This is a genomic window from Bounagaea algeriensis (assembly GCF_054491375.1).
The window spans coordinates 4111255-4132333 of sequence record NZ_CM137102.1 but is presented as its reverse complement, the minus strand read 5'-3'; the positions used below and the strand labels follow the sequence as shown (position 1 = coordinate 4132333).

Below are 21079 nucleotides of genomic sequence, written 5' to 3'. Positions count from 1 at the left end.
CTATCGTGCGCTAATTGCACGTCATCGTGCGACGCAACCCACAGAGCGTCAAGACCCGGATGTCTTCGCCCGTCGCGCGTACCTGTTGCGCAGGAGGCGCGAACCCGCGGTATTTCCGGGAAGCCCACTCGGTCCGCGAGCGTCCTGTCGTCCCGGCTGCGGGGCCCTTGAAGATCCGCACGGGGGCGAATACGGTCGCTTTGCGCACATATGAGCGCATCGCGCACACAGAAGGGCAAATGAAAGCAGCAGTCCTGACCGCCCCGGAACGCGTCGGGATCATCGAAGTCCCGGAGCCGGCCTGCGGTCCGCACGACGTCCTCGTACGCGTGCTGGGAGTGGGCCTGTGCGGCACGGACGCCGCCGTCGTACGCGGTAGCAGGAAGGTTCCCGCGCTGTCGTGGGTGCTCGGGCACGAAGGCGTTGGCGAGATCATCGCTGTCGGAGCATCGGTCGACGACCGGGCCGTGGGCCAGCGGGTGGCCATCGAGCCGAACTACTGCTGCCTGCGCTGCGAGCAGTGCCGGGCGGGTTTCACGTCCGGGTGCGGCGACCGCATCGCCGTCGGACTCAACGCAGCGGGCGTACTTGCCGAACGCGTCGCGGTTCCGGCGGAGTTCACGCACCCGATCGCCGGTGACATGAGCATCGCGGATGCGGTGTGCGTGGAACCGCTGACGGTGGCACGTGCGGCCGTGCGCCGCTCCGGGGCGGGACGTGGAGATCGTTGCCTGGTCGTCGGGACCGGTTCGCAGGGCCTCTTCCTGTGCCAGGCGTTGCTGGAAACCGGCATCATCCCGGCGGTGCGGGAACCTCACGAGGGCCGCCGCGAGTTGGCCCTCGACCTCGGTGCCGCGCCCGCGCAACCGGACCGGACGGTGGACCACGTCTTCGAAACGTCGGGGGTGTCCGCAGCTCTGGAGTCGGCCGCGCAACATCTGACGCCGGGAGGCCGGGCCACGCTCGTCGGCATGGATCCGGCCGCGATCGCGCTGTCCTCGCACGCGATCGTCACGCAGCAGTGGTCGATCGCGGGTTCGCTGATCTACGACCACCCGGGCGACTTCGCCGAGACGATCGCGATGGTGCAGAAGGGCGCCCTCGCGCCGCACCACGTGCTGCAGGCCCGGTTCTCACTCGACTCGGTCGCCGAGGCGTTCGCCGCAGTGCCGACGACACCGGGCAAGTGCTGGATCAGCATCGACGACGGCGCGGCGTAGCGGGGCGCCCCGGCCTCAACTGCCCGCGCTGATGAGGTCTGCCTCGATCAGCCGAGCGGTTCGCAGGATCACGGGGACGTAGTCGCGCTCGACCAGCTCCGGCGTGGTCCGCTCGGCGTGCACCGAGACATTGGCCGCAGCCACCACCCGGCCGGCGCGGTCGCGCACCGGCACGGCCGCACCGCGCAGACCTTCTTCCAGTTCGGAGTCCACCAAAGCCCACCCCTGGTCACGGACCTTGTCGATCTCCGCGTGCAGGCTCCGCACGTCCCGCACCGTGTGCTCGGTGCGGCGCGGCAGCTGCGAACGCTCCAGTCGTCGCGCCAGCTCCGGCTCCGCGAGCCCGGCCAGCAGGACGCGTCCCATCGAGGTCGTGCACGCGTCGAACCGGGTGCCGATGTTGATCTTCACCGCAGCCAGCCGCCTGCTGGGCACCAAAGCGAGGTAGACGATCTCATCGCCGTCGAGCACGGCCAGCGCAGCGGTCTCGTTGAGCTCGCGCGCCAGGCCCTGCAAGTGCGGCTGGGCGATTTCCGGCAGTGACATCCCGGCCAGGTAGGCGTACCCCAACTCCAGCACTCGCGGTGTGAGTTCGAAGTGGCTGCCGTCCGAGGTGACGTAGCCGAGCTGCACGAGGGTGAGCAGAAGCCGGCGCGCCGTCGCCCGATCCAACCCCGTCTCGCGAGCGACCCCGGCCAGCGTCTGCCGCCGGTGCTCGGCGGTGAACGACCGGATGACGGACAGAGCCCGCGCCACGGACTGCACGAAGTACCCGTCCCCAGCACGTGCGCCCGGCGCCGGATCAGCCACTCTCGCCCCTCCCAATCAAGTGTGCGTATACCGCACGGTCAGTTTAACGCCGCGCAGGTGGCGTCCGGTTGCAATATAGGGCAATCAAGCGGCGCCGTGATCAGCCATCGCGAGGGGCCCGCTGCCGTTGCCCGATTTCAGGATCTCGGTCAGCTCCGGACAGCACGGCACCGGTCGGCCCAGCCATCGCTCTCGCCATGGCTGCCTCTCGGAGTCCCTCCGCTGCCGCCGGCCCGTGCAGTTCGCTAGGATGTGGGCGGTTGAGCATCCAGCCAGGGAACATGTCGATGTCGCCGTGCGTCGATGTCACCGTGCGTCGTTGACGCGCCCGGCTCGATCGCTCCCGCCTGTCGGGCCAGGTAGCGAGCGCAGGCACTCGGGGCGGATCGGGGGGAGGCAGTGCTGTGACCGCTGCTCCAGCGCCGCAAGTCCGCAGTGCGCCGGTCGCGACGCGGCCCGTTCCGCCGAGGCGCCCCGGGGGCGGCGGGGTTCGCTACGACATTCCACCAGCAGAAACGCAGCAACCGGGCGTTAGCAGCGCAGCAAGCATCCGGAATGTCCTGGTGCCCACCTCGCACCGGCCACGGGTACGCGCGACTCCCCGACGGCCGCACCGTTCCTCGCAGGATCCAGGAGCCCGCTCGTTCGGGGCGAGTTGCCGCTTCCCGCCACGTTGCGCAGCAGACCAGCTTCGGGAGTCCAGAGCCTATGTGGGAAGCATCGAGTTGCGATCGCGATCAGCTCACGCCGGGTTCGAACGAGCCTGTGAGCTGCGCTGAGGAGCGCTTGCAGCAGATCGCGAGCGTGACTGACACCGCGCTCACGTCCCTCGACCACGAGGCGCTTCGGCGTGAACTGCTGCAACGAGTGCGGAAACTGCTGAACGCTGATACGGCCACGGTTCTGCTCCACGATGACCGGCGTGGAAAGTTGGTCGCCGTCGACGCGGTCGGGATCGAGGAGGAGGTCCGCCGGGGCGTCCAGGTTCCGGTTGGAGAAGGGTTCGCCGGGGCCATCGCGGCCCGGAGGGAACCGCGCGTGCTGGAACACGTCGCCAGCGACGCGGTGTTCAACCCCTCGTTCTGGGAAAAAGGCCTCGGCTCGCTGCTCGGAGTGCCGATGCTGGCCAGCGGGGAGCTGGTCGGCGTGCTCTACGCGGGCACGTTCACGACCCGCCGTTTCACCGACCACGACGTCCACCTGCTCCAGCTCGTGGCCGACCGGATCGCTCTGAGCACGCAGGTCAACACCTCCCGGACGGAGCACGCGGCGGCCGTGGCCCTGGAGCGCAGCCTCCGGCCCGCTCAACTCCCCGCGGTGGCGGGAACCACGCTCGCCGCCCGCTACGTGCCCGGCGAAGGCGGTGTCGGCGGCGATTGGTACGACGTGTTCACGCTGCCCACCGGCAGGATCGGCCTCGTGATCGGCGACGTGGCCGGCCAGGGGTTCTCCGCCGCCGTCGTCATGGGCAGGCTGCGCAGCGCCCTGAGGGCCTACGCCTTGGAAGCCGAGGACCCGGGGCAGGCGCTCGACAAACTCGACCGCAAGGCCACGTACTTCGAGACCCACACGATGACCACCGTGGCCTACGCGATCTTCGATCCCTCCACGAACCAACTGCAGCTCTCGCTGGCGGGCCACCTCGCGCCGGTACGCGCCCTGCCCGCCGAACCGGCCGCGCTCGCCGACACCGCGGTCGATCCGCCCCTCGGTTTCGGGTTCGCTCGTCAACCGCGCCGGACGAGCGTCCTCGAAGTGCCACCCGGGGCGGCGATCTGCTTCTACACCGACGGTCTCGTGGAGCGCAGGGACAGCACGCTCGATGCCGGGGAGGAACGCCTCCGCGGAGCGGTAACCACCGCACCCGCCGAGTCCGTCTGCGCCACCGTGATGAGCGAGCTCGTCGGTACCGGCTCGGTTGAGGACGATGTCGCAGTCCTCGTGCTGAGCAGGCAGACCAGCAGGGGGCGGGATGCTGCTGAGCTCGCGTGATCAGCGGGCGTCGCGGTTGGTGGCGGTGGGGAGGTCGAGCCGTTGCTCGATGTGCAGCACGAGCAGTTCGCCGGAGGTTCCGGGACGCGGGGCGCGTCAAGCAGCAGGGGCCGTGTCCGCGGTGTGCACGGTCCAGCGCATCCGCACCGCAGTTCCCGAAGCGTCGGTAGTCACCTCGGCGTGCTCGGCCAGGTTCCGGATCAGCACCAGACCGCGGCCGCCCTGCTCGCCACGTTCGGGCGGTTCCGGGCGCCAGCGTCCCGAGTCGGTCACCGTGACCTGCGCCTGTGCCCGTTCGGGCAGGTATCTCGCGTGCACGTCCAGCACTCCACCAGCACCCGAGTAGGCGTGGACGGTCGCGTTGGTCAACGCCTCGTAGCTCGCCAACGCCACCAACTCGATCTGTTCGGCGCTCATGCCCACTCGCCCGGCCCACTCGGCCAGCGCACGCCGCAATCCCGGCAACTGCTCAGGTTCGGCCGGCACCGCCGCGAAGTGCACATCCGCCACCCCGGCAAGAGGGTCGGGTTCGCCGGTCGCGTCCTCGTCGCTGTTCATGCGCTCGCGATGCCTCCGCGGTCGGAGAGTGATGTGCAGCGTAGGCACCTGAGGTGTACCCATCGGAGCAGCCGCACACGCGAGGATGCCGGTCCGGCGAGAACCGCACCGGCGCACGCGCACGTGTTGCGGCGGTCTGCTCACCTCGGCACCTGGCGCGCAGGTGCGGGTTTGCTGACCTGGGCGACTCAGTCCTCGGCTGCGGCCAGCTCCACCGAGGGATAAATCGGAATCGTGCGGTCCAGGGCCGTGGTCCTCAGCGGCCGGACCGCAGCACTGTTGGTGGCCACGACCCGCACCGCCGTGTCCGCACCGGCCTGCTGATGGGCGGCCATCAGGGCGCTGAGCCCGGTGGAGGCGAAAAACTCCACCTCCTCCAAATCCACCACCAGTATCGCGGGCCGCTTGGCCAGCGCTGAGGTCAACGCTTCCTCGAACCGCGGCGCGGTCACCATGTCCACCTCGCCGGTCACGGCCAGCACCGCCGCCGCGCCACGCCAAGCCATCGTTGCGGAAAACTCCGGCTCCCCGGGCACGTCGGCAGCTTCTCCTGAAGATGATTCGTACATAGCCACAGATCCCACCATCGCACACCACTACCAGTGCACTGTTGGAGAAGCGGCCGTTCGCACCTGCGGACGATCGGCACCGTCCTGTTGGTCGCCGGCGCCGCACAGGCGATCGCGGGACGCTTGGGCCACGCCGTCGGAGGCCGCGCGCACTGGTTCTGAGCGCACTCGCCCTCCGCCGGCAAGCAGGAGGAACCAGCGCCGAGCGCCGGCCCTGCGCGCTCCTCCAGCAGGCGCCCGGACCCCTCAGCCCGCATCCGCGAGGTGGCGCCGGAACCACGTGGTGAGGCCGGCGTCCACCTCGCGAGCGAGCGGCAGCTGCGGCGCGGGCTCGATGCCGGGCTCCTCGGCGAGCGGATGCGCCAAACCGGGAACCGACAGCAGCTCGGAGCGTTCGCCCAGCGCGCCGACGAGGTTCAACGCGTCGGCGCGCAGCGCCGCGTGGTCCAGTTCGCCGCTGACGACCAGCAGCGGCGCGCGCTCGGCGAGCACGTCCGCCTTGGCGATGAAGTCCAGGCTGTCGACGGCCCTCCCGGACTCGGCGTCATACGGGTAGTCGTCCGCGAAAAGGTCCACGATGGACCGCATCCGGATGGCGGCGTTCACGACGGCGCCGGCGAACACCGGGATCCCGGTCTCGGCGAGGACCCGCAGCGCGACAGCCCCGCCCAGCGATCCGCCGAGCACGCCGACCGGGCCGTCATCGACCGGCAGTTGGGCGCGGAGCGATTCCAGCGCGGCCGGGAACTCCTCGGTCGCCTGCCGGACGAACGGATGCAGGACGGACATCAGCGGATCTCGCCGGAGCAGCTCCAAACCGGCGTCCATGCTGCCGTCGACCATGCGCGCCCCGCACATCGGCATGCCGAGGTGCACCCGCCACGCGGGCAGCTCGTTCATCGGCAACGCGGCAGCGAACGCGGCGTCCGACCTCGGCGCGTCCAGCATGTGCCAGGTGACGATCAGCGGTGCGGGGCCGTCGTCGGCCGGTGGCAGGGCGGTGAACGGCACGCCGGCGGCCGTGCCCGTGATCGGCGGGTGCATGCCGCCACGGTAGGTCGGTCCTCGCGCGCCGGGAAGCGGTTACGCCACCAGCGGAAGCGGCGCGGTGCGCCGATCCTCGTCGTGCGGGGCGGGCCGCGATCGCCCGTTCGGCGCTTCCGGGATCACTGCGCGGGCAGCCCGACGACGGTGCACAGGTCCCGGCCGAAGGCGGTCAGCTCGATCCGGTAGCGGCGGGTGAACCCGCGGCCGACCTCGTGCAGGGCATCGGTGACGGCGGGCTGGATCTCGAGGACGTCGTAGACGCTCTGCTCTGGCAGCGGTTCCCGCGAGACCACCACGAGTCCGAGCCGGAGGAGGTTGTCCAGGTAGGACGGAACGCGGTCGCAGTAGCGGCAGCCCGCGTGCTGGCCGATCATCGTGATCCCGCGCGCGACCAGCCGCCCGCCGGAGCCGAACGCGCGCTTCGCGCGCACGTCCACCGCCGCCTGCGCGCCCTCGTGCGCGAACAGCCGCAGGATGCGGGCCTCGTCCGGGGCGAGTTCGCTGACCAGCCGCACGTAGGCGGGATGTTCGCCGTCCGCGCCGTGCACCTCGTTGGAAGCGTCGAGCAGCGCGGCGAACCGCTCGGCCACGCTCAGCCGCCGGGCGGAGGTGGCGCCCCCGTTCGCCTCGACCCGTTCGCGCAGGACCTTCGGCAGCGGATCGGGCAGGTCGCTCATGCCCAGCGCGCTGCGCACCGACTCGCGGGCCTCGTCGGCGACCTGCTCGAGCACCGCGTTCGCGGACTCCCCGGACAGCGTGCCCTGCACGACGCGGTGGCCGATGCGCAGCGAGGTGCCCGTGGCCCAGAGACCCGTGCGCAACGCCCCGTGCGCGAAGACCGTGGCCACACCGGGCAGGGCGCGCAGCCCCGCGGTGACCGCGTCGTCACCTCCCGCATCCGGGGTGCTCGTCGGCACCGCACCGGTGCCGTCCTCGGTCGCGGAGTCGACGGCCGTTGCGGCGTCGGCCGCCTCCGCACCGGCCGTTCCGGCAACGGCCGCCTCCGCACCGGCCGTGTCCTCGGCTGCCGGGTCCTCGGCTGCCGAGGCGCTGCGCGGCGCGGGCTCGACCGGGTGTTCCGCGTTGCTCAAGTGTCAGGCTCCGAAGATCACGACGTGCAGCACTCCCGCCACGAGTCCCAGCGCGGCTCCGTGCAGGATCAGCAACCACTCGTCCTCCTTGATCGCCGACCGGAGGGACTCGGCGAAGTCCGCCGGGCTCATGCTCCGCATGCGCTCGGCGATGAGCCGGCGGATGTTCTCGCTCTGCCTGCGGCTGAAAGCGGCGTCCCGCAGCGACACGTCGCTGAACTGCCCCGCCTTCCGCGCCACCGTCCCGGTCATGCTGCGGTACTGGCGTTGTCCGAGCGTGAACCGCAGGGGGATGTGCACCGAGTCGACCGCCCGGGTCACGGCCGGCCGGAGGTGCCGTTCGATGACCCTGCTCGTGCGGTCCCCGCTCGGCCCGTGGAACAGTTCCCGGCTGATGTTGTCGAGCGTGATGACCTCGTCGGCGATGATGCGCGCGTAGATGTCGGCGACTTCCAGCTGACGCCGCAGGAACAGGCCCTGGATCCGCCACCTGCCGACCCTCCGCGGCTGGACCGGTTCGAAGATCGCGGCGATGGCCAGCCAGTTGGTGATGTGGCCGATCACCACTCCCGCCACGGGCAGGATCCACCAGTACGGGAACACCGCCATCAGCAGGACGAGGGGAACGCCCAGCAGCAGGCCGAACAGGAAGCCGAAGTGCACGATCATGCGCAGCTCGCGCTTGCCCACCTCGTAGAAGACCTTGTTCGCCAGCGACGGGTCCTGCTCCATGTGCCGGATGACCATGATCTTCACGTCGAGGATCCGGTCGATGTCGGAACCGATGCCGCGGGTGACCGCCTGGGCGATCTCCGGCAGCTGCCCGGCGATGCGGTCGTGGACGGCGTCGCGCACCCGTCCGGGCGCCGTGGCCCACAGGGTGGGGTACCAGGTCTTGAGCAGGTTGTCGATCAGCGCGTCGATCTCCTTGTCGGAGGTGTGCAGGATGTGCCGCGCGATGACGTCCGGATCGAGCTGCTCGTAGAACTCGGCCTGGGTGCCGAGTTTGGACAGTCCCTTGTCGACGGCGATGCTGCCCATCTTCGCCGCGCGGGACGGGATGATCCCCTGCCAGCCGAGGTATCCGTGCCGTATTCCGACGGGGACCTGCAGGACTTTCCGGGGCAGGTAGTGCGCCAGGGCGGCGAGCCCGGGAATCCTGATCCCGCGGAACCGCACCGGGTAGAACAGCATCCACACGCCTGTGGCGTTGGTGATCCACCCGATCACGGCGGTGAACAGCGGGATGGACACGTGCTTGACTGCTTCGCCGGCCTCCACGAGCGGAAGAGGGGATGCCAGGTCCATCGTTCACCCCGCTGACGTGCGTGCCCGACCGGCCGCGAAGCCCCGGATGCGGGCACGTGCGGGCCGGTTTCGCGCTCGCGCGCTCCGGTGCGTCCCGCGGACGCGGCCGGGCGGTCCCGGACTCGTGCGGTCCCGGCTGGCTGTCGCTGCGCGCGGAAGTTTAGATCAGCGCACCTGCCCGTGGCCATGCTTTCCGCGCAACCGGTCTCCGGTGCGGCAACCGCGTTCGCGGGCGGGCGCTCGCGCGTTCGCGGGCGGCTACGCCGGGGTGCCCGGCTCGGGCGAGTCGGAGCGGTTCAGGCGCACCACGCCGGAATCGAGGTCGAGCGGGCCGTCGCCGTTGCTCGCGGAGCGGTCGTCCTCGGTGACCAGCTCGACGCGCCGCAGGTGCTCCTGCTGGTGCTGGGCGCCCGGGTTGAACAGGCCGTCCAAGCCGAGCGCGGCGTCGGCGGCTGCCCGGTGCTCGCGAGCGGGCCGGTGCTCGCGGGCTGGCCGGTGCTCGTGCGCGGCCTCGGACGTCCGGCCGGTGGCGCGCCCCTGCCACCGCCGCCGTGCTCGTCCCGACCGGTCGATCGCCATGGCCGCCATTCTACGGCTCCGGGCGCGGGCGCGGTCGCCACCGCGTGGAGCAGTACGGTGGGGACGTGTCGGACCCGCGCGAGATTCAGGTCGCCACCGCCGAGCTCGGTGAGCTGTCCGCGGCGCTGGACGTGATCGACGAGCGCGCCGGACTCAACCACCGCTACCGCAAGCTCATCCACACCTCCCGCGAGGAGCTCGCGGAGAAGCACGTGCGCCTGTCGCAGGCCCGCGGCATCGCGAAACGCCTCATGGTGCTCGCCCGGGCCGGCGGGGAGGGGTTCGCCGAATCGCTGCCGGCCGAACAGCGCCGCGCCCTCGAGGACGGGCTGGCGAAAGCCGACGAGCTGGTCTTCCACACCGAGCCCGGATGAGCCGCGCCGGAGCAGCCCGCAACAGCTTGCGGCGGCGCGCGACCGGCGCACCGCCTCAGGGGCTGCCGGACCACCCGGTCCAGCGCTCGACGGTGATGACGAGCAGCTCACCGGAAGGCGGCTGCTGGCGGTACTGCTCGTAGCGCTCGCACAGCGCCCGCACCAGCTCCGGGTGTTCGGCGGCGGTGGAGATCATAGCCGTGCCGTCGGCGCGTACCCACCACAGCCTGCTCCAGTCCGCGTCCTCGTAGTGATCGGCCAGCAGCGCCACGTGCGGGTTGTCCTCGATGATCCGCAGCCGGCGCAGCCGTCGGCCGCTCTTCGGCTTGTGGTCGACCGCGGTGGCGATCCGGTCGTCGACGGCGGCGAAGGTCACCGGCACCAGGTGCGGCCGAGTGCCGTCCGAGCTGGCCAGCCGCGCCACGCGTGCCTGGCCGAACCAGTGGCGGGCCTGGTCCGCGGACAGTCGCACCGCTACATCCCTTCCGTCTCGGCGCGCGGGTCTGGGCGGCATGGTGCCACCGCGAGCGGGGCCGCGCTCGCGATCCGCATGCGCGAATCCGAGCCAGCGGGGAGCGCACCGGGGCTGCCCGAGCCCACCGGGGCTGCCCGAGTGCACCGGGCCGGCTGCGTGCGCCGGCGGCCGCGATCGCGCGAACTCCGCGTTCCGCCCGGATGTCCTATGTTCGGGGTGTGCCTTCGTGCGCTTCGACCGCCGGTGACACGGCCGGTCCGACCTACGGCGACCGCGGTTACTGGCGGCGGTACCAGGAGTTCTTCCCGGCAGCGCTGCGCGTCACCGGCGACAACGCGCCCGACGAGGAGTGGTGGAGCGGCCGCGCCGGACGGCTCCACCTCGACCGCGTCACCCGGCCGCGTGCCCGGGCGAAACTGCTGGTGCTGCACGGCGTCGGCAGCTACGGCCGGATGCTCACCCCCTTCGGCCGCCTGCCGGGCCTTTCCGAGCACGAGTTCCTCGCACCGGATCTGCCCGGCTTCGGACTGAGCCGCGAGCGCCGCGACCGGTGCACCCCGGCCGACTACACCCGGTGGGTGGAGTGCCTGCGGCTGCTCGTGCAGGCCGAGCGCGCCGGCGACCCGCGTCCGATCGTGCTGTTCGGCCTGAGCACCGGCGGTCGTCTGGCCTACGACGTGGCCGCGGCGGGCGCCGACGTGGCGGCGGTGATCACCACCTTCCTGGCCGACGCGCGACATCCGGCGGTGCGCCGCGGGGCAGCCGCGAGCCCCGGCCACGCCCGGTGGATGCGGTCGCTCTCATTCGTCCCGCCGCCGCTGGACGCGGTGCGCGTGCCCACGACGTGGATGGCGAACCTCGCCGCGGTCAGCAACAACAGCCGGTTCGCGCAGCTGGTGCTGGCCGATCCGCTCGGTGGGGCGGGCGGGCTGCCGCTGCGCCTCGCGCGCACCTGCCTGCGCAGCGGGCCGGTGGTGCCGCCGGAGGTGTACACGGGCCCGCCGCTGCTGCTGGCCTGCCCCGAGCAGGACCGGTGGCTGCCGCCGGCGGTCTCCCGCGCGTTCTTCTCGCGGATGGAGGTGGCCCCGGGCGGGCCGGTTCGCTACGCGCTGCTGCGGGGTGCCGGGCACGTGCCGGTGGAGGAGTCCGGGCTGGCCGATCTCGACCGGGCCGTGCGGGACTTCCTCGACGAGTTCGGACCGCGTTGACGCCTGCTCCGGGTTGACGCCTGTTCCGGATCGACGCCTGCTCCGGGGTGATGCACGTGCCGGGTTGATCCGCGTTCCGGGCAAGATCGACGGTGCGTGCGCGCGAAGACGCGCTGCGTGCCCGCCCGGACGTGTTGTGCTGATTTTTGTCACAGCGTCCGGGAGTTCCCCGCGTGCGGGCTTCGAGCAGGTCATCGCGGGGGCCCGGCGGACGTGTGCGGCGCGCGTCCGCCTCACCGCGGGAAGGCGGGGCGTGCGACCTGGTCACGCCCTCCGTTCATGGGGCAGGATCAGCGCGTCGTGCGGTGGTGCCCGGAGCAGTGGCGGGAGGTGCGCTGATGATCCAACGCCACCGCCCGCCGCATTCGGACGCGCAGGCGCGTCCTCCGGTCCGCTCCGATGCGGACCCGGTCCGCCGTCAGCGGTTCCGGTTGTTCTCGGCAGCGCTGTTCGGCAGCGCGCTCGTCGTCGTGGTGCTCGTCGCCTGGTGGTTGCCGTTCCACTACGACGGGGACCTGTTCCTCGTCGCGCCGGCCCTGTTCTTCGGGTTCCTGCTCGCCGAGCGGTTCACGATCGACCTGGACGTGCGGCGCGTCGGCTGGACGATCTCGTTCACCGAGATCCCGCTGCTGGTGGGGATGCTGCTCGCGCCGTTCGAAGTGGTGCTGCTCGCGAACGTCGGCGCGGGCCTGGTCGCGAACCTGGGACGGCGTGCGGCGTCCCACGTGGTGTACAACTCCGGCGTCCTCCTGCTGGAGACGGCCCTGCCGTTCGCCGCGGCGCACGCGGTCGGCCGGGCGCTGCTCGGTCTCGCACCGCCGTGGTTCGGGCCCGTGGTCGGCACGCTGATGTCCTCGTTGATCAGCTGCGGCTGCGCGCTCGCCGCGGTGTACGTGCTGGGCGGGCCGATGCGGATCTCCGAGGGCGTGCGGCTGGCCGTGCGCACGCTGGCGGTCGGACTGTTCAACACCGCCGTGGGCCTCGTCGGCTACGAGGTGAGCCGCAGCACGCCCTGGGGGTGGCTGCTGGTGACGCTCGTGGCCGTGGGGGTGGCGGTGCTCTACTGGGCCTACTCCGGGCTGCTGCGGGAGCAGCGGGACCTGGAAACGCTCAGCGATGTGAGCCTGCGCGTGGCCCGCTCCGGCCAGGCGGCGCGCTTCTCCGGCGATGCGCGCGGCGCCGGGAACTGGGTAGCCGGGAACTGGGCAGCCGGGGACTGGAGCGCCGCGGACTGGGCAGCCGAGTGGGATCCGACGGCCGAACGCATCCGCGAACAGCTCAACGCCAAGCGCGTCGTGCTGCGGTTGCTCACCGACCCGAACCGGCTGGCGGGCGGTGCCGACACCGACGCCGAGCAGCGGCGGCAGCGCCCGCACCCGTCCCCGGGCCGTCCTGCGCACGGCCCGGCGCAACCCCGCAGCACCGAGTACTGCACCGCCGTCGCCGGCGAGGAGCTGCCACCGGAGGCCGAGGAGCTGCCCGCCGGTGATCCGCTCTCGCTGCTGCCCGGCGAGCACGTCCGCTCGTACCGGGTGAGTGATGCTCCCGAGGAGGTGCGCGGGGCGTTGGCCCGGCGCGGCGCCCACGAGACGCTCGCGGCCCCGCTGCGCGGGGCGAACCAGCTGCTCGGCACGGTCGAGGTGCACGACCGGTTGAGCCGTTGGCGCGGTTTCGGACGTGCCGACGTGCGCCTGCTGCACACGCTGACCAGCCACCTGGCGACCGCGCTGGACAACCGGCGGCTGCTGGCCCGGCTGCGGCACGACGCCTACCACGACCCGCTGACCGGCTCGCTGAACCGCACGGGGTTCCGGGAGGTCGCGACGGGCCACATCACCGACGGTGCCGCCGGTGCGGTGCCCGCTCGTGAGGGGGGCCTCGGCGACGGGTCCCCCGGCGAGCGGGCCGGCAGGGGGCGTGCGGCCGTGGTGCTGCGGGTGGACCTGGACGTGCACACCACGGTCAGCGAAGCCCTCGGCTACATGTGGGGTGACCGGCTGGTGAGCGCGGTGGGTGAGCGGTTGCGCGAGCAGCTCGGCGCGGTGCCGCTGGCCCGTCTGGAGGCGGCCTCGTTCGCCGTGCTGCTCCTCGACCACACCGAGCAGCATGCGCACGCAGTTGCCGAACGGCTGCACGGCGTGCTGAGCGAGCCGTACCCGCTGGACCGCATCGTGATCGAGGCCACGGCGGTGGCGGGGTACGTGTCGAGCCACCCGGCCGAGGGCGAGCCGGAAACCGACGTGGACACGCTGCTGCAGCGCGCGGACATGGCCCTGCGGGCCGCGCGCAGCGGCGAGGACGGGGTGCGCGGTTACGCGCCCGCGATGGGGCAGGTGTTCCTGCGCCGGTTCCAGCTGGTGACGCAGTTCCGCCACGCCTTGGACTCGGGACAGGTGGAGGTGCACTACCAGCCGAAGGTCTCGTTGCCGCAGTCCCGCTTGATCGGCGCCGAGGCCCTGGTGCGCTGGTCGCACCCCGAGTACGGGCGGCTGAGTCCGGACGAGTTCGTGCCGGTGGTGGAGGCGACCGGCCTGGTGGACGCGCTGACCGCGTTCGTCCTGGAGTGCGGGCTGCGCAAGGTGCGGGAGTGGCTCGACCGGGGGATGCGGATGTCGGTGGCGGTGAACCTGTCGGTGCGCAACCTCGCCGACGCCGAGTTCCCGGACCGGGTCGCCGAGGCCCTGAACCGGTACGCGGTGCCGCCGGAGCTGGTGGTCTTCGAGCTGACCGAGTCGAGCGTGATGGCGGATCCGGAGCGTGCGCTGCCGGTGCTGCGGCGGCTGCACGCCCTCGGGGTGGTGCTGGCGGTCGACGACTTCGGCACCGGGTACTCCTCGCTGGCCTACCTGCGGCGGCTGCCGGTGGACGAGGTCAAGATCGACAAGAGCTTCGTGCTCGGCATGGGCACCGACCTCTCGGACATGGCGGTGGTGCGTTCGATCGTGGAGCTCGGGCACTCGCTGCAGCTGGCCGTGGTGGCCGAGGGCGTGGAGGACGATGCCGCGCGGGGCCAGCTGGTGGGGATGGGCTGCGACGTGGCGCAGGGCTACTTGATTTCGCGTCCCATGTCGGAGCAGCGGTTCGAGGCGTGGCTGGATGCGCGCACCGCCCGGACCGCGGTTTCCGGGGGCGAGACGATCCTCACGCTGCTGCCGCGGGCCTGAGGGCTCCCTGCGCGGAAGGGAAGCGGCTCCGCCGCTTACCTGGCGAACGGTGCGACCAAGCACCGACCACCAACCCGCGCTGAGGGCTCCCTGCGAAGGCGGGACTGCGCGAAGGCGGGACTGCTGCCGCATCGCGGCCGGGAATGCGGCGCTCGCGCGCTGTCGTTGCCACCGGTGGGCGGCAGGCGCGGCTCTCGTGGATGACCAGCGCAATCGCGGAACCCGCCCCCGCTGCACACCCGCGGCCGGGAGGTGTGTAAAGTATGAATCGCTCCGCACGGAGCACGCCCCAATAGCTCAGTCGGTAGAGCGTCGCCATGGTAAGGCGAAGGTCTGCGGTTCGAGTCCGCATTGGGGCTCGACAGGCGACTGCGGCGAGCCCGGATCGGGTGCCGCGGTCGATCCGCATGGGATATCCTGTGTTGGCCGGGATTCCCAGGCATGGCGGTGTAGCTCAGACGGTAGAGCAAGCGGCTCATAATCGCTGTGTCGTCGGTTCGAGTCCGGCCACCGCTACCATGAGTTGGGTCCCCGGCGTGTCCGCCAGGACCGTCCAGGAATCAGACCGAGCAGAGAAAGGCACCTCCCGTGGCCGCCACTGACATTCGCCCCAAGATCACGCTGGCGTGCGCGGAGTGCAAGAACCGCAACTACATCACCAACAAGAACCGCCGGAAGACTCCGGACCGGTTGAACTTGAAGAAGTTCTGCAACACTTGCGGTCGGCACCAAGTGCACAAGGAAACTCGCTGAGCGAGCGCTGGCCAGTCGTCGAAACCCGCCCCCGGAAATCCCGGGCGGCGGGTTTTCGCGTGCGTGCCGGGTTTCCGGGCAGCGCGCCGGCGGCGGGTGCGTGCCGAGCCGCCCGGCGGGGAACCAGGCGCACCGGCGGGGAACCGTCGAAACCCGGTGGCGTCCCGGCCGCACCGGTGGTGAACCAGGCGAAACGCCTCGCGGGTAACCTTCCCGGCGTGCCGCTCGACCAAGCATTCATAGGACGTGAGTACCCCGCCGGTGAGGCTTACGAGGTGGGACGGGAGAAGATCCGCGAGTTCGCCGCGGCGATCGGCGACTCCGCACCGCTGTACCTGGACGCCGAAGCCGCGCGCGCGGCCGGTTACGCCGACGTGATCGCACCGCCGACCTTCGCCGTGCTGCTGTCCATGCGGGCCCAGGACGTGCTCGTCGCGGACGAGGAGCTCGGGTTGGACTACAGCCGCGTCGTGCACGGCCAGCAGGAGTTCCTGCACCACCGGCCGATCCGCGCGGGGGACAGGTTGGTCAGCACCGTGCACGTGGACGACGTGAAAGCCCGCGCCGGCAACGACTTCCTCACCGTGCGCGCCGAGATCGGCACGGAGTCGGGAGAACCGGTGTGCACGGCCACGTCGACGCTCGTGGCGCGCGGGACGGCAGCGGAAGGGGACGCATGATGCCGCGGATGTCCGAGGTGGCGGTGGGCGATGAGCTTCCTGCGCTGCACGTTCCGGTGACCAGGGCCGACCTGGTGCGCTACGCGGGTGCTTCCGGGGATTTCAACCCGATCCACTGGAACGAGCGGTTCGCCGCTGAGGTGGGGCTGCCCGACGTGATCGCCCACGGCATGCTGAGCATGGCGCTGGCGGGCCGGGTCGTCACCGACTGGACGGGGGACCCCGGCGCGGTCGTGCGCTACAATGTCCGGTTCACCCGGCCGGTCGTCGTTCCGGACGACGACACCGGAGCGGTGCTGGACATCGGAGCGAAGGTCGCCGCCAAGGACGAGGAAGCGGGCACGGTGCGAATCACCATCACCGCCCGCAGCGGCGGGCAGGGCGTGCTCGGGGGAACCAGCGCCACCGTGCGCCTGCCCGCTTGAGAGCGTCCGCGGGTCGGCGTCCGTTTGCTTGGCCGCACCGGTTCGTCGGGCAAGCGGCGGAGCCGCTTCCTTTTCCACGCGGGCAGACCGGGCCGCCGGGGGTCTCCCACTTGGACTCACGACGCCGGCCGATCCGCGGAGCCTCTTATTCCGCCTCGCGGAGGAGATCGCCCATCCGGCGGACACCTGCGGCGAGGTCCTCGTCACCGAGCGCGTAGGACATCCGGAAGTACCCCGGCGTGCCGAAGGCCTCACCGGGCACCACGGCCACCTCGGCCTGCTCGAGCACGAGCTCGGCGAGCTCGACGCTCGTGGCGGGACGCTGTCCGCGGATCGAGCGACCGAGCAGGTCCTTGACCGAGGGGTAGGCGTAGAAGGCGCCTTCCGGCTCCGGGCACTGCACGCCGGGGATGTCCGAGAGCATCTGCACGATCGTGCGGCGCCGCCGGTCGAAGGCGGTGCGCATCTCGGCCACCGCGTCCAGCGGCCCGCTGACGGCCTCCAGCGCGGCCCGCTGCGCGACGTTGGTGACGTTCGAGCTCAGGTGCGACTGCAGGTTCGCGGCGGCCGTGATCACGTCGTTCGGGCCGATCATCCAGCCGACGCGCCAGCCGGTCATGGCGTAGGTCTTGGCCACGCCGTTGAGCACCACGCAGGTGTCGGCCAGCTCCGGCACGAGCACGGGCATCGACGCGTTCTCGGCCGAGCCGTAGACGAGGTGCTCGTAGATCTCGTCGGTGACGACCCAGATGCCGTGCTCGACGGCCCAGCGGCTGATCCGCTCGATCTCCGCGGGCGGGTAGACGGCACCGGTGGGGTTGGAGGGGGAGTTGAACAGCAGGACCTTGGTGCGCGGGGTCCGCGCGGCTTCGAGCTGTTCGACGGTCACGCGGTAGCCGGCGGACTCGTCGGCACCGACCACGACCGGCATCCCGTCGGCGAGCTTGATCGCCTCCGGGTAGGTGGTCCAGTACGGCGCGGGCAGCAGGACCTCGTCACCGGGGTCGAGCAGGGTCTGGAAGGTCTCGTAGACGGCCTGCTTGCCGCCGTTGGTCACCAGCACCTGGGAGGCGTCGACGTGGTAGCCGGTGTCCCGCGCGGTCTTGGCGGCGATGGCCTCGCGCAGTTCCGGCAACCCGGAGGCGGGGCTGTAGCGGTGGTTGCGGGGATCGGTGCACGCGGCCGCGGCGGCCTCGACGATCGGCTGCGGCGTGGGGAAGTCGGGTTCCCCGGCGCCGAACCCGATCACCGGGCGCCCTTCGGCCTTGAGGGCTTTGGCCTTGGCGTCGACGGCGAGCGTGGCTGACTCGGTGATGCCTCCGATGCGTGCGGAGACCCGTGCGTTCCGGGGGGCGGATTCAGGTGCGGCCATGGCCGTATCCTGGCAGACGGGCCCGTCCGCCGGATTTCCGGCGGGGCGTGCGCAGCGCTGGCGTGTCGGCGGCGGGGGGCGCTGTCCGCTCGGGAAACGCGGCCGCCGGCGCGTGGGAGGGGGTGCCCGTGTCAGCCCGCGCGTGGTGTGCCGTACACTTTTGGATCCGGGATACCTCCACGCTCGATGCGCACTGCGCGGAGGTTTGCTGCGTGCAGCTGCGTGCAGGTGCAGTGGTGGTTTCCCGATGTCGTGGCCCGCGGGCCGCGAAGGGGTGTAGCTCAATTGGCAGAGCACCGGTCTCCAAAACCGGCGGTTGCGGGTTCGAGTCCTGTCACCCCTGCGTCGATGCGACGGTGAGCGGAGGAGTTCCGTGAGCGAGGACCGCGAGCAGGACCGGAACGGGGAGTCCGAAGGGACGCCCCACCCGTCCAGCGCCGCGGCGCGGCGCCAGCGCCGCGCCTCCGCCCGCTCGGCCGGTCGGAAGGGCCGTACCGGTGAGTCGGTGTCGGGTGGTTCCGACTCGGCGCGCACAACAGAGTCGAAGGGTCGGCCCACTCCTGCGCGGGAGGGCCGGCAGGGCCGGGTTTCGCTGTTCCGCAAGATCGGGCGTTTCCTGCGAGAGGTCGTCGGCGAGCTGCGCAAGGTCATCTGGCCGACGCGGAAGTCGCTGGTGACCTATACTCTCGTGGTGCTGGTGTTCGTCAGCGTCATGGTGGCATTCATCGCCGGGGTCGACCTGCTCTTCGCGAAGGGCGTGCTCTGGTTGTTCGGCTGAGCACCTCGGCTCCGCGCGGCGGGACGGCGGATGCCCTTCGACCCGGCACGCAACGCACGAGAGGAAGCGAGACCGACAGTGACCTCCGACGAGGGCCAGGAACTGACCGGCCGTAGCGAACAGGCCGAGGCCGAACAGGTGGGCGAGGCGTCGGCTGCTGACTCGGTTGTTGCCGAATCGGCCGACATCGCCGCCGAGCCGGTTGCTGCGGAGGCGGCCGAGGACGACTCCGCCGGTGACCAGGCCGGCGCGGACGGGTCGGCCGTGGACGAGTCGGCTGCGGAGGAAGCAGCCGGGGACGAAGCAGCAGGGGACTCCGCTGCGGAGGAGAGCGAGGCCGACCCGGTCCAGGAGTTGCGCGATGCTCTGCGCCGCGCACCCGGCGACTGGTTCGTCGTGCACTCGTACTCCGGCTACGAGAACAAGGTCAAGAACAACCTCGAGATGCGGGCGCAGACGCTCGACGTCGAGGACTACATCTTCCAGGTCGAGGTGCCGACCGAGGAAGTCGCGGAGATCAAGAACGGGCAGCGCAAGATGGTCAACCGCAAGGTGCTGCCCGGTTACATCCTGGTGCGGATGGAGCTCAACGACGCCTCCTGGGCCGCGGTGCGGAACACGCCCGGCGTCACCGGCTTCGTCGGTGCGACCTCGAAGCCTTCCCCGCTGAGCCTGGACGAGGTGCTGAAGTTCCTCGCGCCGCGGACGGAGCAGCCCGCCAAGGCCTCCGCCGAGTCGGGGAAGAAGGCCGCGCCGCAGCAGCAGGCCGCCGCGCAGCAGCCCGCTGTGGAGGTCGACTTCTCCGTCGGCGAGTCGGTCACCGTGATGGACGGGCCGTTCGCGACGCTGCCGGCGACGATCAGCGAGGTCAACGCCGACGCCCAGAAGCTCAAGGTGCTGGTGTCGATCTTCGGCCGCGAGACGCCGGTCGAGCTGTCGTTCAACCAGGTTTCCAAGATCTGACCGGGCTCCGGAGCTGGAGCACGGCCACGACGCGCGGCACGGCAGTGCGCGCGATGGCGGGTGGCCACCGGGTGGTCCCGCCAAATTCGGTTCCGGGGCAGGCCGGGACCGGGTGATCGGATAGCGAGGAAGCAGAATGCCGCCCAAGAAGAAGAGGCTTGCAGGAATCGTCAAGCTGCAGATCCAGGCCGGCCAGGCCAACCCGGCTCCGCCGGTCGGCCCGGCGCTGGGGCAGCACGGCGTGAACATCATGGAGTTCTGCAAGGCCTACAACGCCGCCACCGAGGACCAGCGCGGCGATGTGGTGCCGGTCGAGATCTCCGTGTACGAGGACCGGTCCTTCGACTTCAAGCTGAAGACGCCGCCGGCCGCGAAGCTGCTGCTCAAGGCCGCCGGTGTGCAGAAGGGCAGCGGGGTTCCGCACAGCACCAAGATCGGGAAGGTCACCCAGGACCAGATCCGCGAGATCGCCGAGCGGAAGATGGTCGACCTCAACGCCACCAGCATGGAGCAGGCGGAGAAGATCATCTCCGGCACCGCCCGGTCGATGGGTCTGAACATCGACGCGTGATCTGGCGGCTCGATCCGGCCCGAGCTGGTCGAGCCGGATGATCCCGCCGGCCGGAAGGCGGGGTCGTGGGAGGGCCGGCGCTGGCCCGACCAACCACAACTGACTCAGGCAGCGAGGACAGTCATGGCGAAGCGCAGCAAGACCTACAACCAGGCCGCCGAGCTGGTGGACCGCGACCGGCTCTACACGCCGTACGAGGCGGTCGAGCTGGCGAAGAAGACGTCGAAGGCGAAGATGGACGCCACCGTCGAGGTGGCGCTGCGGCTGGGAGTGGATCCCCGGAAGGCGGACCAGATGGTCCGCGGCACCGTGAACCTGCCGCACGGAACGGGCAAGACGGCCCGCGTCATCGTGTTCACGTCCGGCGACAAGGCCAACGAGGCCGAGCAGGCCGGCGCGGACGCGGTGGGCTCGGACGACCTGATCGAGCGGATCCAGGGCGGCTGGCTCGAGTTCGACGCGGCGATCGCCACACCGGACCAGATGGCCAAGGTGGGCAAGGTCGCGCGCGTGCTGGGCCCGCGCGGGCTGATGCCGAACCCGAAGACCGGCACCGTGACGCCGAACGTGGCCAAGGCGGTGGCCGACGTCAAGGGCGGGAAGATCAACTTCAAGGTCGACAAGCAGTCGAACCTGCACTTCATCATCGGCAAGACGTCGTTCGACACGAGCCAGCTGGTGGAGAACTACGAGGCCGCGCTGGACGAGATCCTGCGGGCCAAGCCGACCGCGGCCAAGGGGCGCTACCTGAAGAAGGCCAGCTTCACGACCACGATGGGCCCCGGAATCCAGGTCGACCCGAACATGACCCGGAAGCTGCTGGAGGCCTGACGCCGTTCCCGCTTCAGGCGCACGGCGCTGCCTCCGGTTTGCGCGAGGTTGCTTCCGGCGCACGAGGCGCCGCCGATGTACACGGCGAAGTGGTGCTACACGGCGAAGTGGTGCACATGCCGAAGTGGTGCACATGCCGAAGTCCCCTCGGCCACCGGGTCGAGGGGACTTCGTCGTGCGCGTGGCCTGAGCTTCCCGGTGTGGATGAACGCTGCTCCGAACGTGTGGGGACAATTCACAATTTTCATGAAAATTGTGAACCGTCCCCACGCGATCGGATGATCATGCTCCGGCATCGCTCACGATGGGGG

General features: G+C 71.0%; 22 protein-coding genes and 3 tRNA genes. 16 read left to right on the top strand and 9 right to left on the bottom strand.

All coding sequences use genetic code 11. From position 1 onward, the window contains the following. Positions 1 to 239: 239 nt before the first annotated feature. A complete protein-coding gene (locus ACVGV2_RS18770) occupies positions 240 to 1220 on the top strand; it encodes a zinc-dependent alcohol dehydrogenase (protein WP_459163661.1) in 981 nt (326 codons plus the stop codon). 15 nt (positions 1221 to 1235) lie between these two features. On the opposite strand, the gene ACVGV2_RS18765 is transcribed toward ACVGV2_RS18770, so the two are convergent. Further along, positions 1236 to 2030 (bottom strand): IclR family transcriptional regulator domain-containing protein, encoded by a 795-nt coding sequence (locus ACVGV2_RS18765; RefSeq protein ID WP_459163660.1) that lies wholly within the window; start codon positions 2028 to 2030, stop codon positions 1236 to 1238. An 804-nt stretch (positions 2031 to 2834) separates the two neighbouring features. Between ACVGV2_RS18765 and ACVGV2_RS18760 the strand changes: the two genes are divergently transcribed. Beyond that, entirely contained in the window at positions 2835 to 4022 is a 1188-nt protein-coding gene (locus tag ACVGV2_RS18760) for a PP2C family protein-serine/threonine phosphatase (protein WP_459163659.1), read from the top strand. A gap of 96 nt (positions 4023 to 4118) precedes the next feature. Here the strand turns inward: ACVGV2_RS18760 and ACVGV2_RS18755 are convergent, their stop codons facing one another. Next, complete coding sequence (locus ACVGV2_RS18755; protein WP_459163658.1) at positions 4119 to 4580, bottom strand: ATP-binding protein; 462 nt, start codon at positions 4578 to 4580, stop codon at positions 4119 to 4121. A 188-nt stretch (positions 4581 to 4768) separates the two neighbouring features. Further along, positions 4769 to 5086 (bottom strand): STAS domain-containing protein, encoded by a 318-nt coding sequence (locus ACVGV2_RS18750; RefSeq protein WP_459163657.1) that lies wholly within the window; start codon positions 5084 to 5086, stop codon positions 4769 to 4771. A 96-nt stretch (positions 5087 to 5182) separates the two neighbouring features. On the opposite strand from ACVGV2_RS18750, the gene ACVGV2_RS18745 reads away from it, so the two are divergent. Beyond that, positions 5183 to 5311: a DUF6131 family protein gene (locus ACVGV2_RS18745; RefSeq protein WP_459163656.1), complete on the top strand. Its 129-nt coding sequence runs from the start codon at positions 5183 to 5185 to the stop codon at positions 5309 to 5311. Positions 5312 to 5395: 84 nt separating this feature from the next. Here the strand turns inward: ACVGV2_RS18745 and ACVGV2_RS18740 are convergent, their stop codons facing one another. From ACVGV2_RS18740 to ACVGV2_RS18725, 4 genes are all read right to left on the bottom strand, one after another. Then, on the bottom strand, positions 5396 to 6193 hold the full coding sequence (locus tag ACVGV2_RS18740; RefSeq protein ID WP_459163655.1) for a prolyl oligopeptidase family serine peptidase: 798 nt from the start codon (positions 6191 to 6193) through the stop codon (positions 5396 to 5398). A gap of 122 nt (positions 6194 to 6315) precedes the next feature. Then, positions 6316 to 7287 carry an Abi-alpha family protein gene (locus ACVGV2_RS18735; RefSeq protein WP_459163654.1) on the bottom strand — a complete coding sequence of 324 codons (972 nt, stop codon included), beginning with the start codon at positions 7285 to 7287 and terminating at the stop codon, positions 6316 to 6318. Positions 7288 to 7290: 3 nt separating this feature from the next. Beyond that, entirely contained in the window at positions 7291 to 8595 is a 1305-nt protein-coding gene (locus ACVGV2_RS18730) for a DUF445 domain-containing protein (protein ID WP_459163653.1), read from the bottom strand. 258 nt (positions 8596 to 8853) lie between these two features. Beyond that, positions 8854 to 9174, bottom strand: a complete 321-nt coding sequence (locus ACVGV2_RS18725) for a DUF6191 domain-containing protein (RefSeq protein WP_459163652.1) — start codon at positions 9172 to 9174, stop codon at positions 8854 to 8856. 65 nt (positions 9175 to 9239) lie between these two features. On the opposite strand from ACVGV2_RS18725, the gene ACVGV2_RS18720 reads away from it, so the two are divergent. After that, positions 9240 to 9548 carry a hypothetical protein gene (locus tag ACVGV2_RS18720; RefSeq protein WP_459163651.1) on the top strand — a complete coding sequence of 103 codons (309 nt, stop codon included), beginning with the start codon at positions 9240 to 9242 and terminating at the stop codon, positions 9546 to 9548. Between the two features lie 55 nt (positions 9549 to 9603). On the opposite strand, the gene ACVGV2_RS18715 is transcribed toward ACVGV2_RS18720, so the two are convergent. Next, complete coding sequence (locus ACVGV2_RS18715) at positions 9604 to 10020, bottom strand: TIGR03668 family PPOX class F420-dependent oxidoreductase (protein ID WP_459163650.1); 417 nt, start codon at positions 10018 to 10020, stop codon at positions 9604 to 9606. Positions 10021 to 10241: 221 nt separating this feature from the next. Between ACVGV2_RS18715 and ACVGV2_RS18710 the strand changes: the two genes are divergently transcribed. The 7 genes from ACVGV2_RS18710 to ACVGV2_RS18680 all read left to right on the top strand — a co-directional run bounded on the left by ACVGV2_RS18710 (position 10242) and on the right by ACVGV2_RS18680 (position 16253). Further along, positions 10242 to 11231 (top strand): alpha/beta hydrolase, encoded by a 990-nt coding sequence (locus tag ACVGV2_RS18710; protein ID WP_459163649.1) that lies wholly within the window; start codon positions 10242 to 10244, stop codon positions 11229 to 11231. 338 nt (positions 11232 to 11569) lie between these two features. Continuing rightward, the gene (locus ACVGV2_RS18705; protein ID WP_459163648.1) at positions 11570 to 14395 is read left to right on the top strand and encodes a putative bifunctional diguanylate cyclase/phosphodiesterase; all 2826 of its coding nucleotides are present in this window, start codon (positions 11570 to 11572) and stop codon (positions 14393 to 14395) included. Positions 14396 to 14681: 286 nt separating this feature from the next. After that, positions 14682 to 14754, top strand: a tRNA-Thr gene (locus tag ACVGV2_RS18700). A gap of 84 nt (positions 14755 to 14838) precedes the next feature. Next, positions 14839 to 14914: transfer RNA gene (locus ACVGV2_RS18695), tRNA-Met, on the top strand. 69 nt (positions 14915 to 14983) lie between these two features. Further along, the gene (gene rpmG, locus ACVGV2_RS18690; protein ID WP_459163647.1) at positions 14984 to 15148 is read left to right on the top strand and encodes a 50S ribosomal protein L33; all 165 of its coding nucleotides are present in this window, start codon (positions 14984 to 14986) and stop codon (positions 15146 to 15148) included. Positions 15149 to 15366: 218 nt separating this feature from the next. Next, a complete protein-coding gene (locus ACVGV2_RS18685; protein ID WP_459163646.1) occupies positions 15367 to 15828 on the top strand; it encodes a MaoC family dehydratase N-terminal domain-containing protein in 462 nt (153 codons plus the stop codon). After that, entirely contained in the window at positions 15825 to 16253 is a 429-nt protein-coding gene (locus ACVGV2_RS18680; protein WP_459163645.1) for a MaoC family dehydratase, read from the top strand. The genes ACVGV2_RS18685 and ACVGV2_RS18680 overlap by 4 nt, the downstream gene beginning before the upstream one ends. Before the next feature lie 145 nt (positions 16254 to 16398). Here the strand turns inward: ACVGV2_RS18680 and ACVGV2_RS18675 are convergent, their stop codons facing one another. Next, positions 16399 to 17625, bottom strand: coding sequence for a pyridoxal phosphate-dependent aminotransferase (locus tag ACVGV2_RS18675; RefSeq protein WP_459163644.1), 1227 nt, complete (start codon positions 17623 to 17625; stop codon positions 16399 to 16401). Positions 17626 to 17895: 270 nt separating this feature from the next. On the opposite strand from ACVGV2_RS18675, the gene ACVGV2_RS18670 reads away from it, so the two are divergent. From ACVGV2_RS18670 to rplA, 5 genes are all read left to right on the top strand, one after another. Then, positions 17896 to 17968: transfer RNA gene (locus ACVGV2_RS18670), tRNA-Trp, on the top strand. 30 nt (positions 17969 to 17998) lie between these two features. Beyond that, a complete protein-coding gene (gene secE / locus ACVGV2_RS18665; protein WP_459163643.1) occupies positions 17999 to 18403 on the top strand; it encodes a preprotein translocase subunit SecE in 405 nt (134 codons plus the stop codon). A gap of 78 nt (positions 18404 to 18481) precedes the next feature. Continuing rightward, the gene (nusG, locus tag ACVGV2_RS18660) at positions 18482 to 19366 is read left to right on the top strand and encodes a transcription termination/antitermination protein NusG (RefSeq protein ID WP_459163642.1); all 885 of its coding nucleotides are present in this window, start codon (positions 18482 to 18484) and stop codon (positions 19364 to 19366) included. Positions 19367 to 19502: 136 nt separating this feature from the next. Continuing rightward, on the top strand, positions 19503 to 19937 hold the full coding sequence (gene rplK / locus ACVGV2_RS18655; RefSeq protein ID WP_459163641.1) for a 50S ribosomal protein L11: 435 nt from the start codon (positions 19503 to 19505) through the stop codon (positions 19935 to 19937). A gap of 123 nt (positions 19938 to 20060) precedes the next feature. Then, the gene (gene rplA, locus ACVGV2_RS18650; protein ID WP_459163640.1) at positions 20061 to 20768 is read left to right on the top strand and encodes a 50S ribosomal protein L1; all 708 of its coding nucleotides are present in this window, start codon (positions 20061 to 20063) and stop codon (positions 20766 to 20768) included. Positions 20769 to 21079 lie beyond the last annotated feature (311 nt).

Bases quoted from the DNA above. Each gene is read 5' to 3' on its own strand.
- ACVGV2_RS18750 (WP_459163657.1), bottom strand. From the start codon at position 5,086: ATGGCTTGGCGTGGCGCGGCGGCGGTGCTGGCCGTGACCGGCGAGGTG.
- ACVGV2_RS18725 (WP_459163652.1), bottom strand. From the start codon at position 9,174: ATGGCGATCGACCGGTCGGGACGAGCACGGCGGCGGTGGCAGGGGCGC.
- ACVGV2_RS18680 (WP_459163645.1), top strand. From the start codon at position 15,825: ATGATGCCGCGGATGTCCGAGGTGGCGGTGGGCGATGAGCTTCCTGCG.
- ACVGV2_RS18730 (WP_459163653.1), bottom strand. From the start codon at position 8,595: ATGGACCTGGCATCCCCTCTTCCGCTCGTGGAGGCCGGCGAAGCAGTC.
- ACVGV2_RS18755 (WP_459163658.1), bottom strand. From the start codon at position 4,580: ATGAACAGCGACGAGGACGCGACCGGCGAACCCGACCCTCTTGCCGGG.
- ACVGV2_RS18770 (WP_459163661.1), top strand. From the start codon at position 240: ATGAAAGCAGCAGTCCTGACCGCCCCGGAACGCGTCGGGATCATCGAA.
- ACVGV2_RS18705 (WP_459163648.1), top strand. From the start codon at position 11,570: ATGATCCAACGCCACCGCCCGCCGCATTCGGACGCGCAGGCGCGTCCT.
- ACVGV2_RS18740 (WP_459163655.1), bottom strand. From the start codon at position 6,193: ATGCACCCGCCGATCACGGGCACGGCCGCCGGCGTGCCGTTCACCGCC.
- rplA (WP_459163640.1), top strand. From the start codon at position 20,061: ATGGCGAAGCGCAGCAAGACCTACAACCAGGCCGCCGAGCTGGTGGAC.
- rplK (WP_459163641.1), top strand. From the start codon at position 19,503: ATGCCGCCCAAGAAGAAGAGGCTTGCAGGAATCGTCAAGCTGCAGATC.
- ACVGV2_RS18675 (WP_459163644.1), bottom strand. From the start codon at position 17,625: ATGGCCGCACCTGAATCCGCCCCCCGGAACGCACGGGTCTCCGCACGC.